We start from the raw sequence: 20917 nt of genomic DNA, 5'->3' as shown, positions 1-20917 counted from the left end.
TCAAAACCATCACCCACTTGCGGAATTATGACAGGGAGACCACAATTACACCTCTAAAGTACATCTCTACTAAAAAAAATTTCATTACCACATTACACCCGATTCAAATGGTTGTCTTTAAAATTAGTCATATATTTTAGACCGTATCCAACCGTTCGATCCATTCCAATATGTGCAATCCAAATAAGGCTTACCATGGTGAAGATTTGATAATGCAAAAAATAGCCAACTAACAATAAAACAATTGGTGTTGTATACGTATGAAAAAGATTGTACAAAATGGCTCCTATTTTATTATTCCATACATAACCAATTGCTGATATATCTGGTGCGAGTAAAAGGATCGCAAATAGTAATCCACTAAAACCCAAATAGAAATATACATAGGTACTTACGATAAAGAAAACTAACCCTTCTACGTGTAAAAGTAATTTGTTCAAGCGAGAACACACCTTCCGACGATCCGTTATTTATATCAATTTATGTTAATTTTATCATATTTATGATAAGAGAGAAGAAATATAAAACAGTACCTTGTAATGAACAGTACCGTATGATAAAATCTTTTTATAATGGTATGAACTATAAGTTGGTACTATACATTGTATAGTAGTGGAGGAGAAAACAATGAATGTTCAATTTAAAAAAGGAGTATTAAACTTATGCGTGCTTGTATTACTTGATAAACAAGATCACTATGGTTACGAGTTAGTCCAAAAAATATCGGATCAAATTTCGATATCAGAGGGATCTGTTTATCCACTTCTGCGTCGTTTGACAAAGGAAGGGTATTTTACAACGTATTTAAAAGAATCTACAGAAGGTCCGCCACGAAAATATTATCAATTAACAGAGTTAGGGCGTTCGTATTTAGATGAACAATTAGTAGAGTGGGAGAAATTTACCCGTGGTGTGAATGCATTGATAGAGGAGGGACGACATGAATAAAGAACGGTTTATTAAAGAGTTACGGAGTGCCATAGCAAAAATACCTAAAGAAGAACAATTGAAAATTTTACAAGACTATGAAGAATATTTTCAGATGGGCCAATTGGATGGGAAAAGTGAAGAAGAAATGACAGTAGCTCTAGGCAATCCTAAATTAATTGGAAAAGAATTAGTGGCGACATATCAAATTGAAAAAGTTGAAAAAAACACTTCCATTGGAAACTTTTTAAAAGCGACTTGGATGGTAATAGGTTTAGGTTTTTTTAATTTAGTTATCGTACTTGGACCATTTCTCGTTATTGCCTCACTACTTCTTGCTAGTTGGGGTGTCGGAATAGGGTTTGCCGCTGCTCCGTTCGTCGTGTTAGTGAATGTGGCTATATACCCAGAGGTATTTTTACTGTTTGATTTGTTTAATTCGCTCGTACTTTGTGGATTAGGCCTATTCATCATCATCGCATCTTATGGTATGACGAAAGTATGTATGAGAGGTTTTATTCGTTATTTAAAATACAATACGAAACTTGTAAAAGGTGGGCTTGAGCATGCTTAATATGAAACGCTTATCTGTTTTAGCGGCAATTATTTTTATGATAGGATTGATTGGTAGTATTATGACATACAAAACCGTTCCAAAAGCAGATACTGTAACGGGAGAATTAGGTAGTACGGATTTTTCGAACATAGAAGTAAATGCCAGTGACGGAGAAATCTCGGTTTCATCTACAAATGAAACAAAACCTAAAGTAGAGGTCATAGGTTATAATCTTGAAGAAAACTTTTCCTTAAATATAACTAATGGAACTTTACATGTGAACTATAAAGATAAATCGAAAAAGTTTTTTAGTTTGGGCTTCGATACTCGGAATGTTAAAATTCATTTATTTGTCCCAGAAAATGAGTATGATGTAGTGAAGGCAGAGGCAGATGATGGAAAAGTTAATACGGACGGTTTACATGCGAGTGAATTGACATTGCATGCAGATAATGGACTATTAGAGGTGAAAGAAAGTAATGCAAAAAAAATGGAGGTAACCTCCGATAATGGCGAAATTAGAGTGGATGGCGTCACAGGCGAAACAGTTAAACTCCGAGCGGATAATGGGAGAATCATTTTTAGTCATGCAGACATCGAATCTTCGGAAATATCGACTTCAAATGGAAAAATTGAATTAACGGAAATTGCCGGTACTATATCCGCGAAAGCGAATAACGGAAAAATTCATTTTACGACAACAACATTAGCATCACCTTTAGAGTTCGTTACAGATAACGGAAAAATCCATATTGAAACAAGTGAAAAACCGACAAATGCGGAAATTCATGCTCAAGTTGATAATGGAAGTATTACTTTATTTGGTGAAAAGACTTCGCATGGCACATATGGAGCTGGAGAAAATAAAATAAATTTACGCGCGGATAATGGAAAAATAATCGTAGACAATTAAAAAAACACAGATATAATTGTTTTACGTGAAAAATGTATGTTGACTAAAACAGCTTACATATAGTAAACTATGCATCATATAAACATGAAAGGGTGATCCAATTACATGAACAACTAATCCTATTTTAAAGAAAAAAATTCAATAAGCACGGGAATAAGTTTGCCCATTTAACTTATTTCATCTCGCTTATATGATGTATTTTCGGAATAGGATTAGATCGTTATATGTAGTTGACCTTTAGAGAGGTAACTCTTTTAAGGTATACACCTATACGGTTTTTTAGCCTCCTATTCTGAATGAATATGGGGGTTTTTATTTTCCCCTAAATACGATATCGGGAGGAAAATATATGCTTTTACTTGAAGGAACATCGCTAAGGTATTTTATTCATGAACATTTATCACTTCAAATAAATAGTTTACAAGTGCACGATGGCCAGCGAATCGGTTTAGTTGGAAGAAATGGATGTGGAAAGACAACATTATTACATATAATTGCAGGAGAATTATTAGCGGATGAAGGAACGATTGCTCCGTCTACTTTTGTCAAATTAGTTCCACAACTAAAACGAACCGATACAACAAAAAGCGGAGGAGAAATAACACAAGAATATTTACAAGATGCTTTTAATAGTGAAGCAGGATTGTTGTTATTAGATGAACCGACAACAAATTTAGACGAGTCTCATATTGAGTGGTTAGAAAAAGAATTGCAATCGTTTCAGGGTGGACTAATCGTTGTGTCACACGACAGAGTATTTCTTGATCAATTATGTACAGAAATATGGGAACTGGATGATGGACGTATCACAATCTATACAGGAAACTATAGTGATTATGCGCAACAAAAAGAGTTGGAAAAAAATGAACAACAATTAGCATATGAAAAATATGAAAAAGAAAAACAGCAATTGAGAGAGGCAATTAGAAAAAAGGAGGAAAGAGCACAACGGGCAACGAAGAAACCGAAACATTTAGGTGCGTCTGATGCGAGACAAAAAGGGGCAAAGCCATATTACGCAAACAAACAGAAGAAATTAAGGAAAACTGCTTCCGCTTTTGAAACAAGATTAGAGAAATTAGAAAAAGTTAAGAAACCAAAGGAATTACCAAACATAAAAATGGATATGTTACAAAAGGAGCCGCTTCATTATCACATTGTTCTTCGTACCGAACAAATGAAGGCCGAGGTAGGAAATCGACGGCTATGGAAACCGGTTGACTTTCATTTGCGTAATGGAGAAAAACTTGCCATCATTGGGAAAAATGGCGTCGGAAAAACAACGTTATTAAAGAAAATATTACATGATGATAAAGAAATAATACGATCACGAGCAATTAAAATCGGTTATTTCGCACAAAATTTGACGATTTTAGATGGTGAAAAAACTATATTAGAAAATGTACAATCATCCTCAGAACAAAATGAGACATTTATTCGTACAGTACTTGCGCGAATGCACTTTTTCAATGACGATGTTCATAAAAAAGTAAATATGTTAAGTGGTGGAGAAAAAGTAAAAGTTTCATTATCGAAAATTATTTTAAGTGAAGCGAATTTGTTAATACTAGATGAACCGACAAACTATTTAGATATCGCTTCCTTAGAAGCATTAGAAACTCTTTTGACAAATTATGTGGGCACAGTTATCTTTGTTACACATGATCGGATGTTTGTCCGTAATGTCGCAACAAAAATATTAGAAATAAAAAATGAACATATACGTATTTTTGATGGAACGTATGAAGAGTACGAGAAACAACAGATTCCTTCACAAGAGAAGGGAAATGAAGACGAACTATTGTTATTAGAAACGAAAATTGCAGATATTATAAGTCGGTTAAGTATAGACCCTTCCGAAGCATTAGAACAAGAATTTAAAAATTTACTCGAAGAAAAAAGACGCATGAATAAAAATTAGCAATGAAATTTGTCAGTATTAAAGAGCAGATATAATAAGACTTTTTTAAGTATAAAAGAGAGTAATTCATCTTTTACTTAAAAAGTCTTATTTTTTATTGTATGATATACCACCTTATGATACATTATAAATGGATATATCATAAAGTGATACACAGGAGGAGAAAATGAAACCATTTGAACCATTAACAGATTCGATGTTTTATATTATGGCGGCATTCACTGAACCTCGACACGGGTATGCAGTCATGAAATTAATTGAAGATACGACAGCAGGTGATTTTACAATTGGACCAGCATCATTGTATACAATTATAAAAAAACTGATGAAAGAAAATTTTATTAGATTACATGATATTTCAGATGGAAGGAGAAAAGTGTACGTATTAACAGAGCTAGGGCGTAACGCATTGGAGTGGGATTTGGACCGACGGAAAGCAATGGTTCATTTAGCAGAGAAAGGTTTGAGAGGAGAAGTAAAAAATGAAGAAAAAGACTAAATATATGATGTCTGGTGGTCTCGCTTTTTCGGAGAAATCAGATATGAAAAAGTTAAGCAAGAAATCATTACAAGGATGGCATTTAAAGAAATTTAGTTTTATGGGATATGGGTTAGAAAAAGGAGAACCATCTGAAGTCATCTATACGATTGATTATCACTTAGTGGAGGAGAATGATAAGGAGGAGTACTTTGAATTATTTGAAATGGCAGGTTGGGAGCATGTCTGTTCAGAGTATAATATGCACATATTTAAAGCCCCGAAAGAAACAGAGCCTATTTATACAGACAAAATTACAACAATAGAGAAATATAACCGTCTAAGAAAACCATTACAGAAATGGGCAATCAGTATCACTTTACTTCTATTAGTTTTTATTATGCTTACTACACTTACGACAGGAATTGTTAAGGAAATAAGTGTCATAGGGCTATATATTATGATTGTTTTGTTCGTACCATCTATCATGACATTTATTGCAGCCTTTACCAGACAATTGAAAAGCACTAGAAGGGGAGAGTTGTAATGCAACGTTTGTAACTGTAAAATGCCAAAGAGAAATATGTAAACAAAATCAACATGTCTGAATAAAAGGAGTAAACATGTTGATATACTTGGCAAAATTAAAAAAGGTTAAAAAGCAGCACCTTTACAACTTAGTAAAGTTATAAACGGCTGAACACAAGTTATTAAATGCTTAAAACCTTAAAAGTTTTGTTCAATTTAGTGTTGACATTCCAGTCACCCAAGAAATATCGCTGTAGATAATGACGGAACAATAATATTTAATATAAAAACGTAATTGATAAATCGAAGTTACAATTTGTAGCTTCGTTTTTTTCGCCCTAAATGTTAGACAACAAATCAATCATGTTACACACAAAAATATGAAAGAGAGACATATGAAGCACAAATATAAGTATGAAACTGCCATACTGTAATTATTATGAGTCAAAGGAAAGGGGCTGTGTGCAATGATTACGCTAAAAAATATTTATAAATCATACAATGGAAAAGTAGTTCTGGATGACATAAATGTAACGATACGAAAAGGAAGTTGTTTCGGATTGGTCGGTCCGAATGGGGCTGGAAAATCGACGCTCGTAAAAATTATTACTTCGATTATTCGAAGTGACAAAGGCTTCCTTTATATAAATGGAGCTGAAAAGGGAAAAAAAGATTTATACAATATTGGTTATGTTCCACAACATATTTGTTTAGAAGAAAAGCTCACAGCGATACAGAACTTACGTTATTTTGGAAAATTGTATGGGCTACACGGAAAAGAATTACATGCACAAGTTGAAAAGGTATTAGAACAGATCGGTTTAACAGTATACGGAAATGAGAAAGTGAATACTTTCTCAGGAGGAATGAAACGGCGCTTAAATATAGGTTGTGCATTCATGCATAAACCGACAATTATTATAATGGATGAACCAACAGTTGGAATTGATGCACAATCGAGAAATTATATATTCGAGATGATAGAAAGATTAAAACAACAAGGAACGACCATTATTTATGTAAGCCACTACATGGAAGAAGTAGAACAACTTTGTGATGAAATTGCTTTGATGGATCATGGTAAAGTGATCGAAACAGGTACTATATCTATGTTATTAAATAAGTATAGTCAGCCGTCGGTTTTTGTGAAAAGAAAACCTAATCATGTCATTGATTTACCTACTGTTACAAATGTTCATCCTAAAAAGGATGGTTATGTATATAAGACGGCATCTCCGCTACAAGTGATGCAAGAAATAATCGAAGATAGTATTAAAAATGATTACCATGTAGAACAGTTAGAAATAATGCGACCGAAGTTAGAAGAAGTATTTTTTCACTTAACAGGGAGTCAACTTCGTGAATAGGTATGCTAAACTATAGAAAGTAGGGATTAAAAATGAAAGCAATCATGCAGACGGAAGGGATCAAGCATTTACAAGACCGTGGAATGATCTTTTGGGCGGTTATTTTACCTATTTTATTTACAGTATTATTCATTAGTTTATTTACATCTGGTATAGAGGAATCAATGAAAGAGGAAGTCATTATCTCGATTGTCCCAGGCTATGTTGTCATGTTTATCTTTTTTATTATGATATCGATGGTAACAACTTTTATAAAGGATAAAGAAGGGGGTATGGTTGCTAGAATAGCTAGTACGCCTATTTCGTCCATCGCTTTTTTACTTGGAAAATGGATGCCATTTATCTTCATCGTGTTCATTCAAATAGCAATCTTATTTACATTTGGTAAAATCGTTTACCATATTCCACTAGGAAATCCTTTATATATTGTTATTATTTCTCTGTTTATTACATTTGCAGTAACAGGTTTAGGGTTAGCTTTAGCATTATTCGTCCGATCAGAAAATATGGGAATTGCATGTACACAGATCATTGCGCTCGGTGGGGCGATGTTAGGTGGGTTATGGATGCCAATTGATACGATGCCAAGCATTGTTCAAACTATTGCAAAAGTAACGCCGCAATATTGGGCACACCAAGCATATCAAGGAGCAATGACTGATACATTATCCGGTGGCGATTTATTATTATCTTTATTTATTTTATTCCTTTATGGCAGTATCGGTTGTCTATTAGCTTATATACGCTATCCGCGTTTTTTGAACGAAGCTAAACATTAATCGTTTAGGGGAGGGGAAACATGAAAATTCATATTGACCTTGACGATAAATTTGAGGAAACTTCCATTACAATACAAGCGAAAGAATGGTCCAAAGAGTTAGATGACTTAATTTCAATGATTAAACAACAAAAACCACAACGTTTATTCGGTGTGAAAGAGGAGCAAACGATATTATTAGAACCTGCTAATATCGATTATGTTTTTGTGGAAAATCGAAAAACATATGCTGTTGTTCAAAAGGAACAAATAGAGGTTAGAATGAAGTTATATGAAGTAGAAGAGGTGTTGGTGTCTCGACATTTCATGCGATTTTCCAAATCTGTTATAGGGAATTTACACCAAATTGCCCGATTTGAATTATCTTTTAATGGGAATCTATGTGTTTATTTTCATTCGGGAAATAAAGAATATATTACGAGAAAATATGTAAACAGCATAAAGGAAAAGCTAATGATTGGAGGGCTTACAGATGATAAGTGAGATCATGAAACGTGCTATATATGGGCTTGCTTATGGAGGGGTTGTAACCTTTATCGCCTTAACGGTATTAATGTTTGCAAATATGAACCCTTCCATCCAAACGATATGGCTATATACGAGCATGGGATTCGTTTTAAGTATATATTTTGCCTTTGCTTCTTTTATATTTGATGTAGAAAAATGGAGCCCACTAAAAAAGACAATCATCCATTATAGCCTGTCGATTATCGTTTATTTTATAATCGCTATTTCTGTCGGTTGGGTTCCAATTCGTATTGGCCCAATATTCATTTCTATTATAATGTTCACAGTAGTGTATCTCGTCTTTTGGTATAGCTATCGCATATATTATAAACGGGTGGAAGCTTCTATGAATGAGTCTTTAATGAAAAATAAATAACACACTTATTGTAATGTTCTTCTAATAAAAAGATTTCAGCAATTTTTTGCTGGAATCTTTTTGTCGTTTCGTGGCTATAAGTTTTGTTAATCTGTCGAACGATTTTTGGAATGACTTTGTAAATTTCGAGCATTATTGACATGAGTTATGTGGTGCAATATACGTATCCATTGTGCAACACCAAAAATAAATTCAAAGGAGTTAATGTGATGACGTAACGATATGTAGATGATCTGGCACTTATGTGTCAAGGACCGATGCTCTTAAAGTAATTTCATGCAATAAGTAGAAAAATAGAAACAATATAAGGGGGAATTTTCATGAACAATGTATTAAAAATTAGTAGCAAAAAAACAGTCGTATTTTTAGTCATATGTTTATTATTTATTTCTTTTCCTATCTCTTTTCTACAAACGAATATTATCATTGCAGAAGAACAACATACAGAAACAAAAGAAGGGCACGGGTCCATTTTAAATAGTGATGGGGCACGAGATTATGAACGAGCTATTATAAATAAAAGCGTTTCTTTTGGTAATAAACCAGGCGAATATTTTATCGATTTACATGTGAAAGGAAAAGAAAAAACCGAACAAACGACAACAGATATTGTACTCGTTTATGATAATTCAAATAGTATGGAAAGTAGAAATCGTGTCGGTATTGCAAAGGCTGCGACGACCAATTTTGTCCAACAAATATTGCATGCAGATAATGCATTGTTTCAATTTTCCTTAGTTACATATGGAAGTGCTGTTTTTGATGGTAGAGAACGTAATTGGCCAGCTGGGAATACAACGACATATGAACATGGTCCAACGAATGATTATTCGTTCAAAACTTTTACTAAAAATCCAGCAGATATTACGGACAAGCTTCCAGGTAATGTGCCTTCTAATCGTGGAAAAACATGGGATGGTGGAACGTTTACTCAACAAGGATTAGAAGAAGCGAGTAAAGTATTAGCACAAAGTACAGCAACGAATAAAGTGGTTATTTTAATTACGGATGGTGTGACTACTTTTAGTTATGCGGATGATCGCAAGTCTGTTGTAGGAGATGGATCAAACTATGAAGCGGCACATGGAAATCGAACGATTGCTGAGAGTAAAGCACTGCAAAATAAAGGATATGATGTCTTTACGGTTGGAGTGGAATTAGCGGCAGAACAAGGGATTACAAAAGGTGAAGCAGAACAATTAGTGCAGCAAATCGCTTCCTCTCCGGACAAATCGTATGTAATCGATGATGTAGCAAAATTAGAAACATCTTTACAAAACATTGGGAAAGAATTAGTCGATACAGTTGTCGATGGGAAAATAATAGATCCGGTTAGAGAGCAATTTATTATTCAAGAAAATGATAGCTTTACGAAAGCTTCAGATGAAACTTTATCAGATGGTCATTATTATGTTACTGCTACAAATGAACATATACTTCAGGATGTATCTGTATTTGTCGACAATGACCAAGTCATGGTCGATGGATTAAATTTAGGGGCAAATGATGAAATAAATATTCGGTACAAAATTCAAATTGATACAGAACTGGAACATATGATTCCGAATGTATTGTATGAAACGAATGGAGAGGCTGTATTAATTCCTATCGTAGAGACATCTGAAGCATATACATTTCCAGAACCGAAAGCATCGGCTGTATCTACATCGGTTATCGGGGAGAAGGAGTGGCAAGATTTTGGCTATGAAGTGTATCGACCAGATGAAATTATGGTAGAGTTACTTCGTACGTCTGATGGAGAAAATATCGTTGTAGATGAAACAGAAGTAACGGCCAATAAGGAAGGGAAATGGACTTTTAGTTTTGAGGATTTATTTTTATATGACCGAACAGGAGAGACGATTGATTACACAGTCCATGAAAAAGATGTCGTACATTATACGATGGATGTAGATGGAACGACAATAGTAAATATGCTGGATCAACAAGCTTCGATTGAATTAACGAAGGTAGGAAAGGGATCGCTAGAAAATGACGACAAAGTAGAAGTTGGAGAAAAAATAAACTATGTATTTACAATAAAAAATAATGGAAATATCCCGCTAGGAAACATTCACCTAACCGATGACATGGTAGGGTTGAGTGATATTCAATATGAAACAGTGAATGATGAAGTAGTTGCTGGGAAAATAAGTGATGTCATTTTGGAGCCAGGTGATCAACTTGTTGCTACTGCAACATATAAAGTAACAGAAAATGATTTAAAAGAAAATGTGATTCATAATGTCGCAATCGTTGAAGGAACACCAACTGTACCGACACCTGGACCTGACTTTGATGATACGCCTATACAGGATGAAGATGTATTTGACATCGAAGTCATCGAAGGAGAGTCAAAAAAAGATGATGCAATAGTGAACGAAGTAGAACAAGTAAGAAATGGGGACGATGAAACACCGAAAACAGATGAGCAATTGAACGAAGAAGAGACGACTGTGGAAGTTGTAAAAGTAGGGGAGGAAACGGGAGCAAATAATACATTAGAGGAACAGGCGAAAAAAGGATTACATCTACCAAATACTGCAACAAATACGTATACGATCATGCTTATCGGGGCTCTGTTAGCTATTATAGGAATTGGTTTCTTCATTTGGAGGAGAAAAGTAAATCGACAAGTGTGATTGTGCAACTTGTAAATAGAAAAAACACGTTTGTTCCATGATCACATGAGCAAACGTGTTTTGTTTTGAAAGTGATTTATTTGTTCGTTCGGACAATTTTTGTCCCCAATAATGAATCTTTGACAGGGCAAAATGCATCCACATGTGCCAATAATGCTTCAATATTTTCGTTGGCAGAAGGGGAATCGACTGTGACCTCATAACGAATTTCTTCGTAACCAACTTTTGCATCGGGGTCTATGCCACGGAAGCCGTCTGGATTTAAATCTCCTTCAACATGTACTTGTAAGTCTTGAATTTCAACATTGAACTGTGGAGCAAATGAATGAGCTAGAACATTGATACAACCACCAAGTGCAGCTAAAACGTACTCCAAAGGATTAGGACCTTGATCCGTTCCACCTAATCGGGGCGGTTCATCGATGATCATTTCATGTCGATTTATTTTGGCAATAGAGCGGACACCTTCATCTGAACGAATATGTGCTTGAAATGTTACCGTTGGCATATAATATATCCTCCTAGATTATTGTAAAATGAGTAACCATATGTATAATCCACATAATGTCATGAATAGAACTGGAATTGTTAACACGATTCCTACTTTAAAATAAGTTCCCCATGAAATTTTGATTCCTTTTAATGCTAACACATGTAACCATAAAAGTGTTGCTAATGAACCAATTGGTGTGATTTTTGGACCTAAATCAGCACCGATAATATTGGCATAAATAAGTGCATCTTTCATGACTCCAACTTGATCTGTCTCGGCAACTGCAAGTGTATTAATTAAAATTGTAGGTAAGTTGTTCATCACAGAAGATAAAATAGCAGATAAAAAACCCATAACCATCGTTCCGATAAACAATCCATGTGAAGCACCATAATCAATCAGTTGGGCTAACAAGCTCGTTAATCCAACATTTCTTAACCCGTATACGACAACATACATTCCTATTGAGAAAAAGACGATAGCCCATGGTGCACCTTTCATTATTTCTTTCGTATGTACAACAGGACTTTTTCTAGAAACGATTAAAAATAGTATTGCAACGATCGAAACGATTATGGAAACAGGGACACGCACGAATTCACTTCCAAAATAACCTAATAAAAGAACCCCTAATATTGGCCAAGCTAGATAAAATAACTTTATATCGCGGATTGCTTCTTTCGGTTGTTTTAACTGATGCATCTGATACGTTTTTGGGATACTTTTACGAAAATATAAATAAAGGACGATGATACTTGCGAGTAATGCAAATAAATTTGGCACAATCATATGGATTGCATATTCGACGAAGCCAATACCAAAATAATCTGCTGAAACGATGTTAACTAAGTTACTTACGATAAAAGGTAAGGACGTAGTATCGGCAATAAATCCACTTGCCATAATAAAAGCAAATACCATCTTGTCATCAAAATGAAGGGCGCGCACCATCGCTAATACGATTGGTGTTAATATGAGCGCAGTTCCATCATTTGTAAATAAGGCAGAGACAATCGCTCCTAAGATGGTCACATAAATGAACATAAGGACTCCATTTCCCTTCGCAATACGTGCCATATGGAGTGCGGCCCATTCGAAAAAACCAATATGATCTAAAATTAATGAAATAATAATAATACCTATAAGGGCGAGTGTGGCATTCCAAACGATATCGGTAACTTCAAGGACACTTTTAATATCGACGACACCGACGATAATAGCGATAACAGCTCCACCACAGGCAGACCAACCGATTGATAGATTACGAGGTTGCCAAATAACGAGAATGAGCGTAATGACAAAAATCGTTATAGCTAAAAAAACTTGCACGAATAGGCCCCTCCTTTATATAAAATATTTTAAGAATAGATGAAATAGATTTAAAACATCACATTTATCATATAGAAGTTAAGGAATACCGTCAATTACGGATTTATCAAAATTGTCCGTCTGATTTTATCGAATAACTTGATTTTTCAGAAAAATCTTATTATACTTTTCTTTATCTCATTAAACAAATAATATAAAAATTTGAGGGGGAGCAAGATGAAGAATACGAAAAAGTTTATCCTTACGATGATTGCTGTTATGGCAATGGTTGTCCTCGCTGCATGTGGTGGGAACAGCTCAAGTTCATCGGATAATGATAATGGAAACAACAATGGTGGTGGAAGCGGTGAGACTGTTTCTGCAAACATTGGTGTAGTTTCATTTATGACCGGTTCAGGTGCGGCTTATGGAGAGGCGATTACGAACGGCCTGAAATTGGCACAAGAAGAATTAAATGAAGCTGGCGATGTTAATATTGAATTATTAATTGAAGACTCAGCTGGGGAAGCAGACCAGGCATTATCAGCTGCTCAAAAATTAATGAACTCAGAGGATATCGTTGGATTAATCGGACCGACTTTAAGTACAGAGTTCGAAGTAGTGGCACCAGTTGCAGATCAAAATGGTATTCCAATTTTAGGAACATCTGTTACAGCAGAAGGAATTCCACAAATTGGTGATTATGTATTTAGAGACTCTATTCCTGAAACATTAGCAATTCCTGCTTCAGTTGAAAAAGCAGCAGATGAAGTGGATGCAAAAACAGTTGCATTATTATATGGAAATGATGACGTATTTACAAAAGCTGGCTATGATGCAATGAAAGCCGCGGCTGAAGAGTTAGATTTGGAAGTTGTTACGACAGAAACGTTCCAACAAGGACAAAGTGACTATAAAGCACAACTATCAAAAATTAAACAAGCAGACCCTGATTTAGTTTTAGCTTCTGCATTATATAATGAGGGTGCAGTATTAATGAAACAAGCTCGCTCAATGGGTATTGACGTTCCATTCGTCGGTGGAAATGGATTTAACTCTCCACAAGTAATTGAAATCGCAGGAGATGACGCAGATGGATTAGTAGTTGCAACTCCTTGGTTTACAGATAGTGATGATGAACGTGTACAAGCATTCGTTGAAAAATATACAGAAGAGTTTGGTAAAGCACCAGACCAATTCGCTGCACAAGCGTATGATGGTTTATATATTATGGCTGACGCATTAAAGCGTGCAGGAGATGCAGATTCTGAAAAACTACGTGAAGCTCTTTTAGAAACGCAAGACTTTGAAGGGATTTTAGGAACGATGTCATTTGATGAAGAGGGAGACATCGTAATGGATCCGATCGTTCTAACGATTAAAGACGGAAAATTTGTTGAGATGGAATAAAAAATAAAGAATGAATGATTGATGAAGCGATAAAGAGAAGGTTTGTTTGAACACGAACATTTGAGAAGAATCATTTTATTTTCTTTAAAATTGTTCGTGTTTTACCCTTTATTTTATCGTTTTTTCATGAATAAGGATGTGATAGCATGTTTCTAGAACAATTAATTAATGGTTTAACGACTGGGAGTATATATGCTATGGTTGCCCTCGGGTATACGCTCGTATTCGGTGTACTCGGTATCATCAATATGGCACACGGGGAAATTTTTATGTTCGGTGCTTTTATGGGTGTTGTTATTACTACAACATTTGGGCTTCCATTATGGTTAGCATTTTTAGTTGCGGCAATCGTAACAGGAATTATGGGATATTTATTGGAATTATTAGCTTTACGACCTTTACGAAAAAGTTCAGAAAGTTCGCACTTAGCTCCGCTCATTAGTACGATAGGGGTTTCTATCTTTTTAGAAAACGCAGCAGACCAATATTTTGGTTCTGGAAACCATCCAGTTGAAAGTGGTTGGTTGGATACTAGTTTTACGATTGGTTCTGTAACGATTTATACAGTCCAACTAGTCATCTTTTTTATTGCGATTGCATTAATGATTGGACTTTCTTACTGGTTATTAAAAACAAAAGGTGGAAAAGCATTACGTGCCACGGCAGAAGATTTAGATACTGCTAGTTTACTAGGGGTAAATACGAAGAGAATGATTACAGCAACAGTCGTATTAGCATCTGTCATTGGTGGTATTGCCGGTATTCTAGTAGGGATGGCGTTTAGTTCTGTAAACCCACAAATGGGATTAGCTATCGGTTTAAAAGGACTTGCAATTATCATTTTAGGTGGAATGGGTAGTGTGAAAGGTGCGGTAGTTGGTGGAATGATTCTAGGATTATCTGAAACAGTTATCGTAGCGATCGGTCTATCAGGTTATCGTGATGCAATTGCATTCGTGATGATCATCATTATTTTATTACTACGTCCTCAAGGATTATTTGGAAAGAAAACAGCATAATTGGATGCATTTAGGAGGTGAACGAGGATGTTAGGTGAATTTATTAACCCATATTATTTACAAGTGGCTTCTTTTATTCTTATTAATATTATTTTAGCTTTAAGTATATATATTACACTTGCTTCAGGGCAATTATCATTAGGTAGTGCGGGTTTCATGGCGATCGGTGCATATACGACAGCACTTTTAACAACGAATTTTGAAGTGTCTATCATTGTTGGAATTATCGCTGGTACATTGTTAGCTGGAATATTAGGAATTATTATCGGCATTCCATCATTGCGTTTAACCGGGGTGTTTTTAGCTATTGCGACATTAGGTTTTGGTGAAATTGTCCGAGTCGTTCTAATTAACACCGAGGAAATTACAAGGGGTGCGATCGGTATTTCAGGGATTCCCCAATTAGGAAAAGAAATATTAACTTTTTTCGAAGGATTTGGATTTGATCCAAATAATCTCGGATTAACACCAAACCAATTCGTGTTTTCAGCAATTTTTCTCGTATTACTTATTATTGATATTTTATTAATTTGGTTTTTCCTAAGACAAAAAAATTCACGTGTCGGTCGTGCGTATTCGGCGATTAATATGGACGAGGATGCGGCAGCAACGATGGGAATTAATGTGACATATTATAAAGTATTGTCATTTACACAAGGTGCAATTTTAGCAGGATTTGCTGGGGCATTATATGCACATGTTTTATCGTATATTAGTCCAGCAGATTTCTCTTACCATAAGGCAGTTGAAATATTAGTATTCTCCGTATTTGGTGGTAGTGAAGTAGTCGTTGGGGCTATTTTTGGAGCATCATTTTTAACATTATTACCCGAAATATTACGTAGCATTAGCGATTATCGCTTTATGATTTATGGGGTACTCCTCGTTGTTATGATGGCTTATAGACCACAAGGAATTATTGACGAAAGAATGTTACGTTGGGTAAAAAAACGTTTTAAAGGAGGGAAAAAAGATGGTACTAAACGTGAAGAAAATTAGTAAAAATTTTGGTGGAATTCAAGCGTTAACAGATGTTTCCTTTTCAATTAATGAAGGAGAAATTCTTGGTATCATCGGCCCGAATGGTGCAGGAAAAACGACGATGTTTAATATGATTACTTCGTTTTATACACCTTCCTCTGGAGAAATTACATTTAAAGATGAAGTAATTAGTGGATTGAAACCACATAAAATTACGGATAAAGGAATTTGTCGTACATTCCAAAATATCCGGCTTTTCCCAGAAATGACGGTATTAGATAATGTGCTCGTTGGGACACATAGCCGTACAGTATCTGGTGTGTTAAAAAGTGTTTTACGAACGAAATCACAAAAACAAGAAGAAAATAATATTCGTGCAAAAGCGATGGATTTATTAGAAACGGTTAATTTATTAGATCAATATGATGATATTGCAAAGAATTTATCTTATGGGCAACAACGTCGGTTAGAAATTGCACGGGCATTAGCGAGTGACCCGAAACTAATTCTATTAGATGAACCAGCTGCAGGAATGAACGAGCGAGAGACGGCAGAACTACACCATTTAATTATGAAAATTAAAGAGATGGGTATTACGATTTTATTAATCGAACATGATATGCCACTCGTTATGAAAACTTGTGATCGTCTCGTTGTATTAAACTTCGGAAAGAAAATTGCAGAAGGTGATCCAGAAGAGATTCAAAAAGACCCTGAAGTAATTAAAGCTTACTTAGGTACTGAAGAGGATGATGAAAGTGCTTAAAGTTTCGAATGTACACACATATTATGGAAATATCCAAGCCTTAAAAGGAATCGATTTGCATGTGGAAGAAGGAAAAATTGTTACGATCTTAGGGGCAAATGGTGCAGGGAAAACGACGATGATGAAAACAATTATCGGATTTTTACGTCCCAAAGAGGGCTCGATACAATTTTTAGGAGAAGATATTACGAATGCTCGACCAGATCAGTTAATTCGAAAAGGATTGACGCTCGTTCCAGAAGGACGCGCCATGTTAGCGAATATGACCGTACTGGAAAATTTAGAAATGGGAGCATTTTATCGTTCAGATAATGAAGTGAAAAAAGATATGGATCGAATGATGGAAATCTTCCCTATTTTAGCGGAACGAAAAGAACAATTAGCCGGAACAATGTCTGGTGGACAACAACAGATGCTTGCAATAGCTCGTGCATTAATGGCACGTCCAAAATTATTGTTGCTGGATGAGCCTTCTATGGGTCTTGCTCCTTTAATCGTTGCAGATATTTTTAAAATGATTAAAGAAATTAATAGTGACGGAACGACGATTCTTCTAGTAGAGCAGAACGCGAAACAAGCATTAAAAATTGCTGACTATGGGTATGTGATCGAAACAGGCCGTCTAGCAATGGAAGGCGAAGCAAAAGAATTGCTTGAAAACACGAGTATTGCTGAAGCGTATTTAGGTGGATAAATGAAAAAGGTAATGATGACGGTAATCTTTTGCCAAATCTATCATTACCCTTTTTCTTTTGTATGGACATCGAGTATATACAGATAGTTAGGAGAGAAGACGATGAAGGTTTCTTTATTTATGACTTGTCTTGGTGAAATGTTTACACCAAAAGTTGGAATTGATGTGGTAGAAATATTAGAACGGCTCGGATGTGAGGTAGATTTGCCACAAGCACAAACATGTTGTGGACAAGTTGCTTACAATGGTGGGTACCGTGAAGATGCGATAAAAGGAGCAAAACAGACGATTAAAGCGTTCGAAATGTCTGAGTATGTAGTGACACCGTCAGGATCATGTGCTGGAATGATTTATGGCTATGTCGATTTATTGAAAGATGATAAATTTTGGCTAGAACGTGCACAAGCATTGAAAGAAAAAACATACGAATTTACACAATTTATCGTAGAGAAGTTAGGAAAGACAAACATAGGGGCATCGTTTCCAAAAAAAGCAACCTATCATGCTTCATGCCATATGACACGGTTATTAGGGGTATCGAATCCACCACGTCAACTTTTGGATAATGTGGAAGGATTAGAAATAGTCCCTTTATCGAATTATTATGATTGCTGTGGTTTTGGTGGGACATTTTCGGTAAAAATGTCCAAAATATCAGAGCAAATGGTGGATGAAAAAATTCGTCACATAGAAGAGTCAGGAGCAGAAGTAGTCATCGGTGCAGATGGTAGTTGTTTAATGAATATAAAAGGAAGATTGGAACGATTACAAAAACCGATTCAAGTTTTGCATATTGCGGAAGTATTAAATGATGCATTCAAAAAGGAAGGAGAGAAAAAATATGTCGATTAAAATTGGAGACCTTCCATTTAAAGAAAGTGTCGAAGAAGAAGTAAAAGATACATTTATGCGTAATGCTATCGCGAATGCACAAGATAGTTTACGAAGTAAAAAACTGAGTGCAACGGAAGACGATACTCAGTTTGGAGACTGGGAAGCATGGCGTGAAGCGGGGGCAGAGATACGACGTCACACATTAAATAATTTAGATTATTATTTACATATGTTGAGTGAAAAAGTACAGGAACGTGGGGGACATGTGTATTTTGCTGAAACACGTGAAGAAGCAAGTGATTATATTAAACAAGTCGTCCAACAAAAAGAGGCGACAAAAGTAGTGAAAACAAAATCGATGGTAACCGAAGAAATCGAATTAAACAAAACATTAGAAGGAATCGGTTGTGACGTATTAGAAACAGATTTAGGGGAATATATTTTGCAAATTGATGAAGATCGTCCATCACATTTTGTCGCTCCTTCGTTACATAGAAATAAAGAACAAATTCGTGATATGTATACAGAAAAGATTGGATATACAGGCACAGAAGACCCATCAGAATTAACGAGTTATACGCGAGAAGTGTTACGTGAAAAATTTGTTGAAGCGGAAGTTGGTATTACAGGATGTAATTTTGCCGTTGCAAATTCAGGTTCTGTTGCACTTGTAACGAATGAAGGAAATGCAAATATGGCTACAACTATGCCAGATACACAAATTGTCGTAATGGGGATGGAACGAATTGTTCCAGATTGGGAAGATTTAGACGTATTAGTTAGTTTACTTTGTAGAAGTGCAGTCGGGCAAAATTTATCAACATACGTGACAGTTATAGCACCAGATACAGAAGAGGGAACGGTCGATGTACCGAAAGATTTTCATTTAGTTATTTTAGATGGTGGGCGCTCAAATGCTTTAGGGACGGAATTCCAAGAAGCATTACATTGTATCCGTTGTGCTGCATGTGTGAACGTATGCCCTGTTTACCGACAAATTGGTGGGCATGCATATGGAACGATTTATCAAGGACCTATTGGAGCAGTTTTAACGCCGATTTTAGAAGGGTATGAAGAATATGGTGATTTACCATATGCATCGAGTCTATGTGCAGCCTGTACGGAAGCATGCCCAGTAAAAATTCCATTACATGATTTATTAGTTCGTCATCGTGAACGGATTGTTAGTGGAGAAGGTGATTTTAGCCAGGCAGAAAAAGCAGCAATGAAAGGATATGGTTCTGTCGTTGCGACACCATCATTGTATGAATTAGCGATGAAATCGGCAAAAGTTGGTGCTACACCATTTAGAAAAAAAGGAAAGATTTCAACTGGTGTCGGACCTTTAAAGGAATGGACAGATATTCGAGATTTCCCAACACCAGACGGATTAGACTTCAGAAAGTGGTTTAAAAAACATAAGGCTGGTGAACATCATGAATAAAGGGACCATTCAACATAGAACGAAATTTTTAGAAAAAATCGCAGGGAAAATGCATCGCAAACCGAGAGATATGGCGAACCCGATTGAACGTCCTAAACGATTATTTACACCAGAAAAGGATGTTTTAGCACATATTGCAGGTGTAGACCTATTACCGGTGTTTTATAGGGAATGTGAAAAAATTTTAACCGACGTAGTGGAAACGACTGCTGCATCATTAGATAACGTATTAAGAAATTTAGTAAAAGCACATGGAAATGGCGAAGTAGTTATTTCCAAGGACGCTCGCTTTACAGCATTTGGTTTAAAAGATTTTTCGGAGGAAGATTTTGTTTATCGGTGGGATCCGGCCAAAGGTGAGGAAAATGTTATCGTGACTGAACGAGCACAAACAGGCATTATGTTTTCAGATATTACGTTAGCGGAATCGGCGACAATGGTCATGTTTAATGATAAAGATAAGGGTAGAGCGATTGGACTTTTACCGGAGACATTTATCGGTATTATTCCGTTAAGTACGCTAGTACCTCGCATGACACAAGCTGCTGAGGAGATTAACCGTCGAATTGAAGCAGGAGAAACGATTGCCTCATGTGTGAATTTTGTGTCTGGACCAAGTAATAGTGCAGATATTGAATATAATTTAGTTGTAGGTGTACATGGTCCAGTGAAAGTGTCGTATATTATTGTGACAGATCGTTAATATTCGGAATGGATACGTAAAACGATGAAGAAAAGAGTTTGAAACAAACAAAGGGTTAAAAGCAATACGAATGATAACTAGAAATAGCTAAGTATATTTTTAGGACGAGAATCTCGCATTTTATATTCGTATTACGAAATCTTTTACTAACTTATGTTTCAAACTCTTTTTTTGTTTTGATTAAATGATAGAATAAAATGACAAAAAATTGCTGAAATAAGCAGTTCTATATGTAATTTTCATCAGAATTATGATAAAATTAAATGGAATTT

22 protein-coding genes are annotated in these 20917 nt (G+C 35.5%); 19 read left to right on the top strand and 3 right to left on the bottom strand.

Annotated elements, in window-relative coordinates; genetic code table 11:
- Positions 1–92: 92 nt before the first annotated feature.
- The gene (locus SPD45_RS10635; protein ID WP_336267727.1) at positions 93–440 is read right to left on the bottom strand and encodes a DUF4260 domain-containing protein; all 348 of its coding nucleotides are present in this window, start codon (positions 438–440) and stop codon (positions 93–95) included.
- A 187-nt stretch (positions 441–627) separates the two neighbouring features.
- Here SPD45_RS10635 and SPD45_RS10630 point away from each other — a divergent pair, with 187 nt between their 5' ends.
- From SPD45_RS10630 to SPD45_RS10580, 11 genes are all read left to right on the top strand, one after another.
- Entirely contained in the window at positions 628–948 is a 321-nt protein-coding gene (locus SPD45_RS10630; protein WP_336267726.1) for a PadR family transcriptional regulator, read from the top strand.
- Positions 941–1501 (top strand): HAAS signaling domain-containing protein, encoded by a 561-nt coding sequence (locus SPD45_RS10625; protein WP_336267725.1) that lies wholly within the window; start codon positions 941–943, stop codon positions 1499–1501. The genes SPD45_RS10630 and SPD45_RS10625 overlap by 8 nt, the downstream gene beginning before the upstream one ends.
- Positions 1494–2396, top strand: coding sequence for a DUF4097 family beta strand repeat-containing protein (locus SPD45_RS10620; protein WP_336267723.1), 903 nt, complete (start codon positions 1494–1496; stop codon positions 2394–2396). Before SPD45_RS10625 ends, SPD45_RS10620 begins: the two co-directional genes overlap by 8 nt.
- Before the next feature lie 349 nt (positions 2397–2745).
- Positions 2746–4317: a Vga family ABC-F type ribosomal protection protein gene (locus SPD45_RS10615; RefSeq protein WP_336267722.1), complete on the top strand. Its 1572-nt coding sequence runs from the start codon at positions 2746–2748 to the stop codon at positions 4315–4317.
- A 166-nt stretch (positions 4318–4483) separates the two neighbouring features.
- Positions 4484–4816, top strand: coding sequence for a PadR family transcriptional regulator (locus SPD45_RS10610; protein ID WP_336267721.1), 333 nt, complete (start codon positions 4484–4486; stop codon positions 4814–4816).
- Positions 4800–5342: a DUF2812 domain-containing protein gene (locus tag SPD45_RS10605; protein ID WP_336267720.1), complete on the top strand. Its 543-nt coding sequence runs from the start codon at positions 4800–4802 to the stop codon at positions 5340–5342. Before SPD45_RS10610 ends, SPD45_RS10605 begins: the two co-directional genes overlap by 17 nt.
- Positions 5343–5790: 448 nt before the next feature.
- Positions 5791–6690, top strand: a complete 900-nt coding sequence (locus tag SPD45_RS10600; protein ID WP_336267719.1) for an ABC transporter ATP-binding protein — start codon at positions 5791–5793, stop codon at positions 6688–6690.
- A gap of 32 nt (positions 6691–6722) precedes the next feature.
- Positions 6723–7469 carry an ABC transporter permease gene (locus tag SPD45_RS10595; RefSeq protein WP_336267718.1) on the top strand — a complete coding sequence of 249 codons (747 nt, stop codon included), beginning with the start codon at positions 6723–6725 and terminating at the stop codon, positions 7467–7469.
- A gap of 20 nt (positions 7470–7489) precedes the next feature.
- On the top strand, positions 7490–7951 hold the full coding sequence (locus tag SPD45_RS10590; protein ID WP_336267717.1) for a LytTR family DNA-binding domain-containing protein: 462 nt from the start codon (positions 7490–7492) through the stop codon (positions 7949–7951).
- Positions 7941–8351, top strand: coding sequence for a DUF3021 domain-containing protein (locus SPD45_RS10585; RefSeq protein WP_336267716.1), 411 nt, complete (start codon positions 7941–7943; stop codon positions 8349–8351). Before SPD45_RS10590 ends, SPD45_RS10585 begins: the two co-directional genes overlap by 11 nt.
- Positions 8352–8671: 320 nt before the next feature.
- The gene (locus SPD45_RS10580) at positions 8672–10993 is read left to right on the top strand and encodes a DUF7507 domain-containing protein (RefSeq protein ID WP_336267715.1); all 2322 of its coding nucleotides are present in this window, start codon (positions 8672–8674) and stop codon (positions 10991–10993) included.
- Positions 10994–11069: 76 nt separating this feature from the next.
- On the opposite strand, the gene SPD45_RS10575 is transcribed toward SPD45_RS10580, so the two are convergent.
- Both SPD45_RS10575 and SPD45_RS10570 read right to left on the bottom strand, forming a co-directional pair.
- Positions 11070–11501: an OsmC family protein gene (locus tag SPD45_RS10575; RefSeq protein WP_336267714.1), complete on the bottom strand. Its 432-nt coding sequence runs from the start codon at positions 11499–11501 to the stop codon at positions 11070–11072.
- Positions 11502–11519: 18 nt separating this feature from the next.
- A complete protein-coding gene (locus SPD45_RS10570; RefSeq protein ID WP_336267712.1) occupies positions 11520–12815 on the bottom strand; it encodes an arsenic transporter in 1296 nt (431 codons plus the stop codon).
- A gap of 216 nt (positions 12816–13031) precedes the next feature.
- Between SPD45_RS10570 and SPD45_RS10565 the strand changes: the two genes are divergently transcribed.
- The 8 genes from SPD45_RS10565 to SPD45_RS10530 all read left to right on the top strand — a co-directional run bounded on the left by SPD45_RS10565 (position 13032) and on the right by SPD45_RS10530 (position 20645).
- Positions 13032–14204: an ABC transporter substrate-binding protein gene (locus tag SPD45_RS10565; protein ID WP_336267710.1), complete on the top strand. Its 1173-nt coding sequence runs from the start codon at positions 13032–13034 to the stop codon at positions 14202–14204.
- Positions 14205–14350: 146 nt separating this feature from the next.
- A complete protein-coding gene (locus SPD45_RS10560) occupies positions 14351–15223 on the top strand; it encodes a branched-chain amino acid ABC transporter permease (protein WP_336267709.1) in 873 nt (290 codons plus the stop codon).
- Between the two features lie 27 nt (positions 15224–15250).
- Positions 15251–16222, top strand: coding sequence for a branched-chain amino acid ABC transporter permease (locus SPD45_RS10555; protein ID WP_336267707.1), 972 nt, complete (start codon positions 15251–15253; stop codon positions 16220–16222).
- A complete protein-coding gene (locus SPD45_RS10550; RefSeq protein ID WP_336267705.1) occupies positions 16197–16970 on the top strand; it encodes an ABC transporter ATP-binding protein in 774 nt (257 codons plus the stop codon). Before SPD45_RS10555 ends, SPD45_RS10550 begins: the two co-directional genes overlap by 26 nt.
- Positions 16963–17664 (top strand): ABC transporter ATP-binding protein, encoded by a 702-nt coding sequence (locus SPD45_RS10545; RefSeq protein ID WP_336267704.1) that lies wholly within the window; start codon positions 16963–16965, stop codon positions 17662–17664. Before SPD45_RS10550 ends, SPD45_RS10545 begins: the two co-directional genes overlap by 8 nt.
- 102 nt (positions 17665–17766) lie before the next feature.
- Positions 17767–18516, top strand: coding sequence for a (Fe-S)-binding protein (locus SPD45_RS10540; RefSeq protein WP_336267703.1), 750 nt, complete (start codon positions 17767–17769; stop codon positions 18514–18516).
- A complete protein-coding gene (locus tag SPD45_RS10535; RefSeq protein ID WP_336267702.1) occupies positions 18506–19942 on the top strand; it encodes a LutB/LldF family L-lactate oxidation iron-sulfur protein in 1437 nt (478 codons plus the stop codon). The genes SPD45_RS10540 and SPD45_RS10535 overlap by 11 nt, the downstream gene beginning before the upstream one ends.
- Entirely contained in the window at positions 19935–20645 is a 711-nt protein-coding gene (locus SPD45_RS10530) for a LutC/YkgG family protein (protein ID WP_336267701.1), read from the top strand. The genes SPD45_RS10535 and SPD45_RS10530 overlap by 8 nt, the downstream gene beginning before the upstream one ends.
- Positions 20646–20917: the final 272 nt, after the last annotated feature.

Source organism: Pseudogracilibacillus sp. SO10305 (assembly GCF_037072005.1).
GTDB lineage: Bacteria > Bacillota > Bacilli > Bacillales > Amphibacillaceae > Pseudogracilibacillus > Pseudogracilibacillus intestinigallinarum.
Note: the sequence above shows the minus strand (reverse complement) of the source record. Positions and strands in the feature narration are given on the sequence as shown.

Bases quoted from the DNA above. Each gene is read 5' to 3' on its own strand.
- SPD45_RS10585 (WP_336267716.1), top strand. From the start codon at position 7,941: ATGATAAGTGAGATCATGAAACGTGCTATATATGGGCTTGCTTATGGA.
- SPD45_RS10625 (WP_336267725.1), top strand. From the start codon at position 941: ATGAATAAAGAACGGTTTATTAAAGAGTTACGGAGTGCCATAGCAAAA.
- SPD45_RS10530 (WP_336267701.1), top strand. From the start codon at position 19,935: ATGAATAAAGGGACCATTCAACATAGAACGAAATTTTTAGAAAAAATC.
- SPD45_RS10565 (WP_336267710.1), top strand. From the start codon at position 13,032: ATGAAGAATACGAAAAAGTTTATCCTTACGATGATTGCTGTTATGGCA.
- SPD45_RS10560 (WP_336267709.1), top strand. From the start codon at position 14,351: ATGTTTCTAGAACAATTAATTAATGGTTTAACGACTGGGAGTATATAT.
- SPD45_RS10540 (WP_336267703.1), top strand. From the start codon at position 17,767: ATGAAGGTTTCTTTATTTATGACTTGTCTTGGTGAAATGTTTACACCA.
- SPD45_RS10605 (WP_336267720.1), top strand. From the start codon at position 4,800: ATGAAGAAAAAGACTAAATATATGATGTCTGGTGGTCTCGCTTTTTCG.
- SPD45_RS10550 (WP_336267705.1), top strand. From the start codon at position 16,197: ATGGTACTAAACGTGAAGAAAATTAGTAAAAATTTTGGTGGAATTCAA.
- SPD45_RS10580 (WP_336267715.1), top strand. From the start codon at position 8,672: ATGAACAATGTATTAAAAATTAGTAGCAAAAAAACAGTCGTATTTTTA.
- SPD45_RS10600 (WP_336267719.1), top strand. From the start codon at position 5,791: ATGATTACGCTAAAAAATATTTATAAATCATACAATGGAAAAGTAGTT.
- SPD45_RS10630 (WP_336267726.1), top strand. From the start codon at position 628: ATGAATGTTCAATTTAAAAAAGGAGTATTAAACTTATGCGTGCTTGTA.
- SPD45_RS10590 (WP_336267717.1), top strand. From the start codon at position 7,490: ATGAAAATTCATATTGACCTTGACGATAAATTTGAGGAAACTTCCATT.
- SPD45_RS10615 (WP_336267722.1), top strand. From the start codon at position 2,746: ATGCTTTTACTTGAAGGAACATCGCTAAGGTATTTTATTCATGAACAT.
- SPD45_RS10575 (WP_336267714.1), bottom strand. From the start codon at position 11,501: ATGCCAACGGTAACATTTCAAGCACATATTCGTTCAGATGAAGGTGTC.
- SPD45_RS10610 (WP_336267721.1), top strand. From the start codon at position 4,484: ATGAAACCATTTGAACCATTAACAGATTCGATGTTTTATATTATGGCG.
- SPD45_RS10535 (WP_336267702.1), top strand. From the start codon at position 18,506: ATGTCGATTAAAATTGGAGACCTTCCATTTAAAGAAAGTGTCGAAGAA.
- SPD45_RS10620 (WP_336267723.1), top strand. From the start codon at position 1,494: ATGCTTAATATGAAACGCTTATCTGTTTTAGCGGCAATTATTTTTATG.
- SPD45_RS10595 (WP_336267718.1), top strand. From the start codon at position 6,723: ATGAAAGCAATCATGCAGACGGAAGGGATCAAGCATTTACAAGACCGT.
- SPD45_RS10555 (WP_336267707.1), top strand. From the start codon at position 15,251: ATGTTAGGTGAATTTATTAACCCATATTATTTACAAGTGGCTTCTTTT.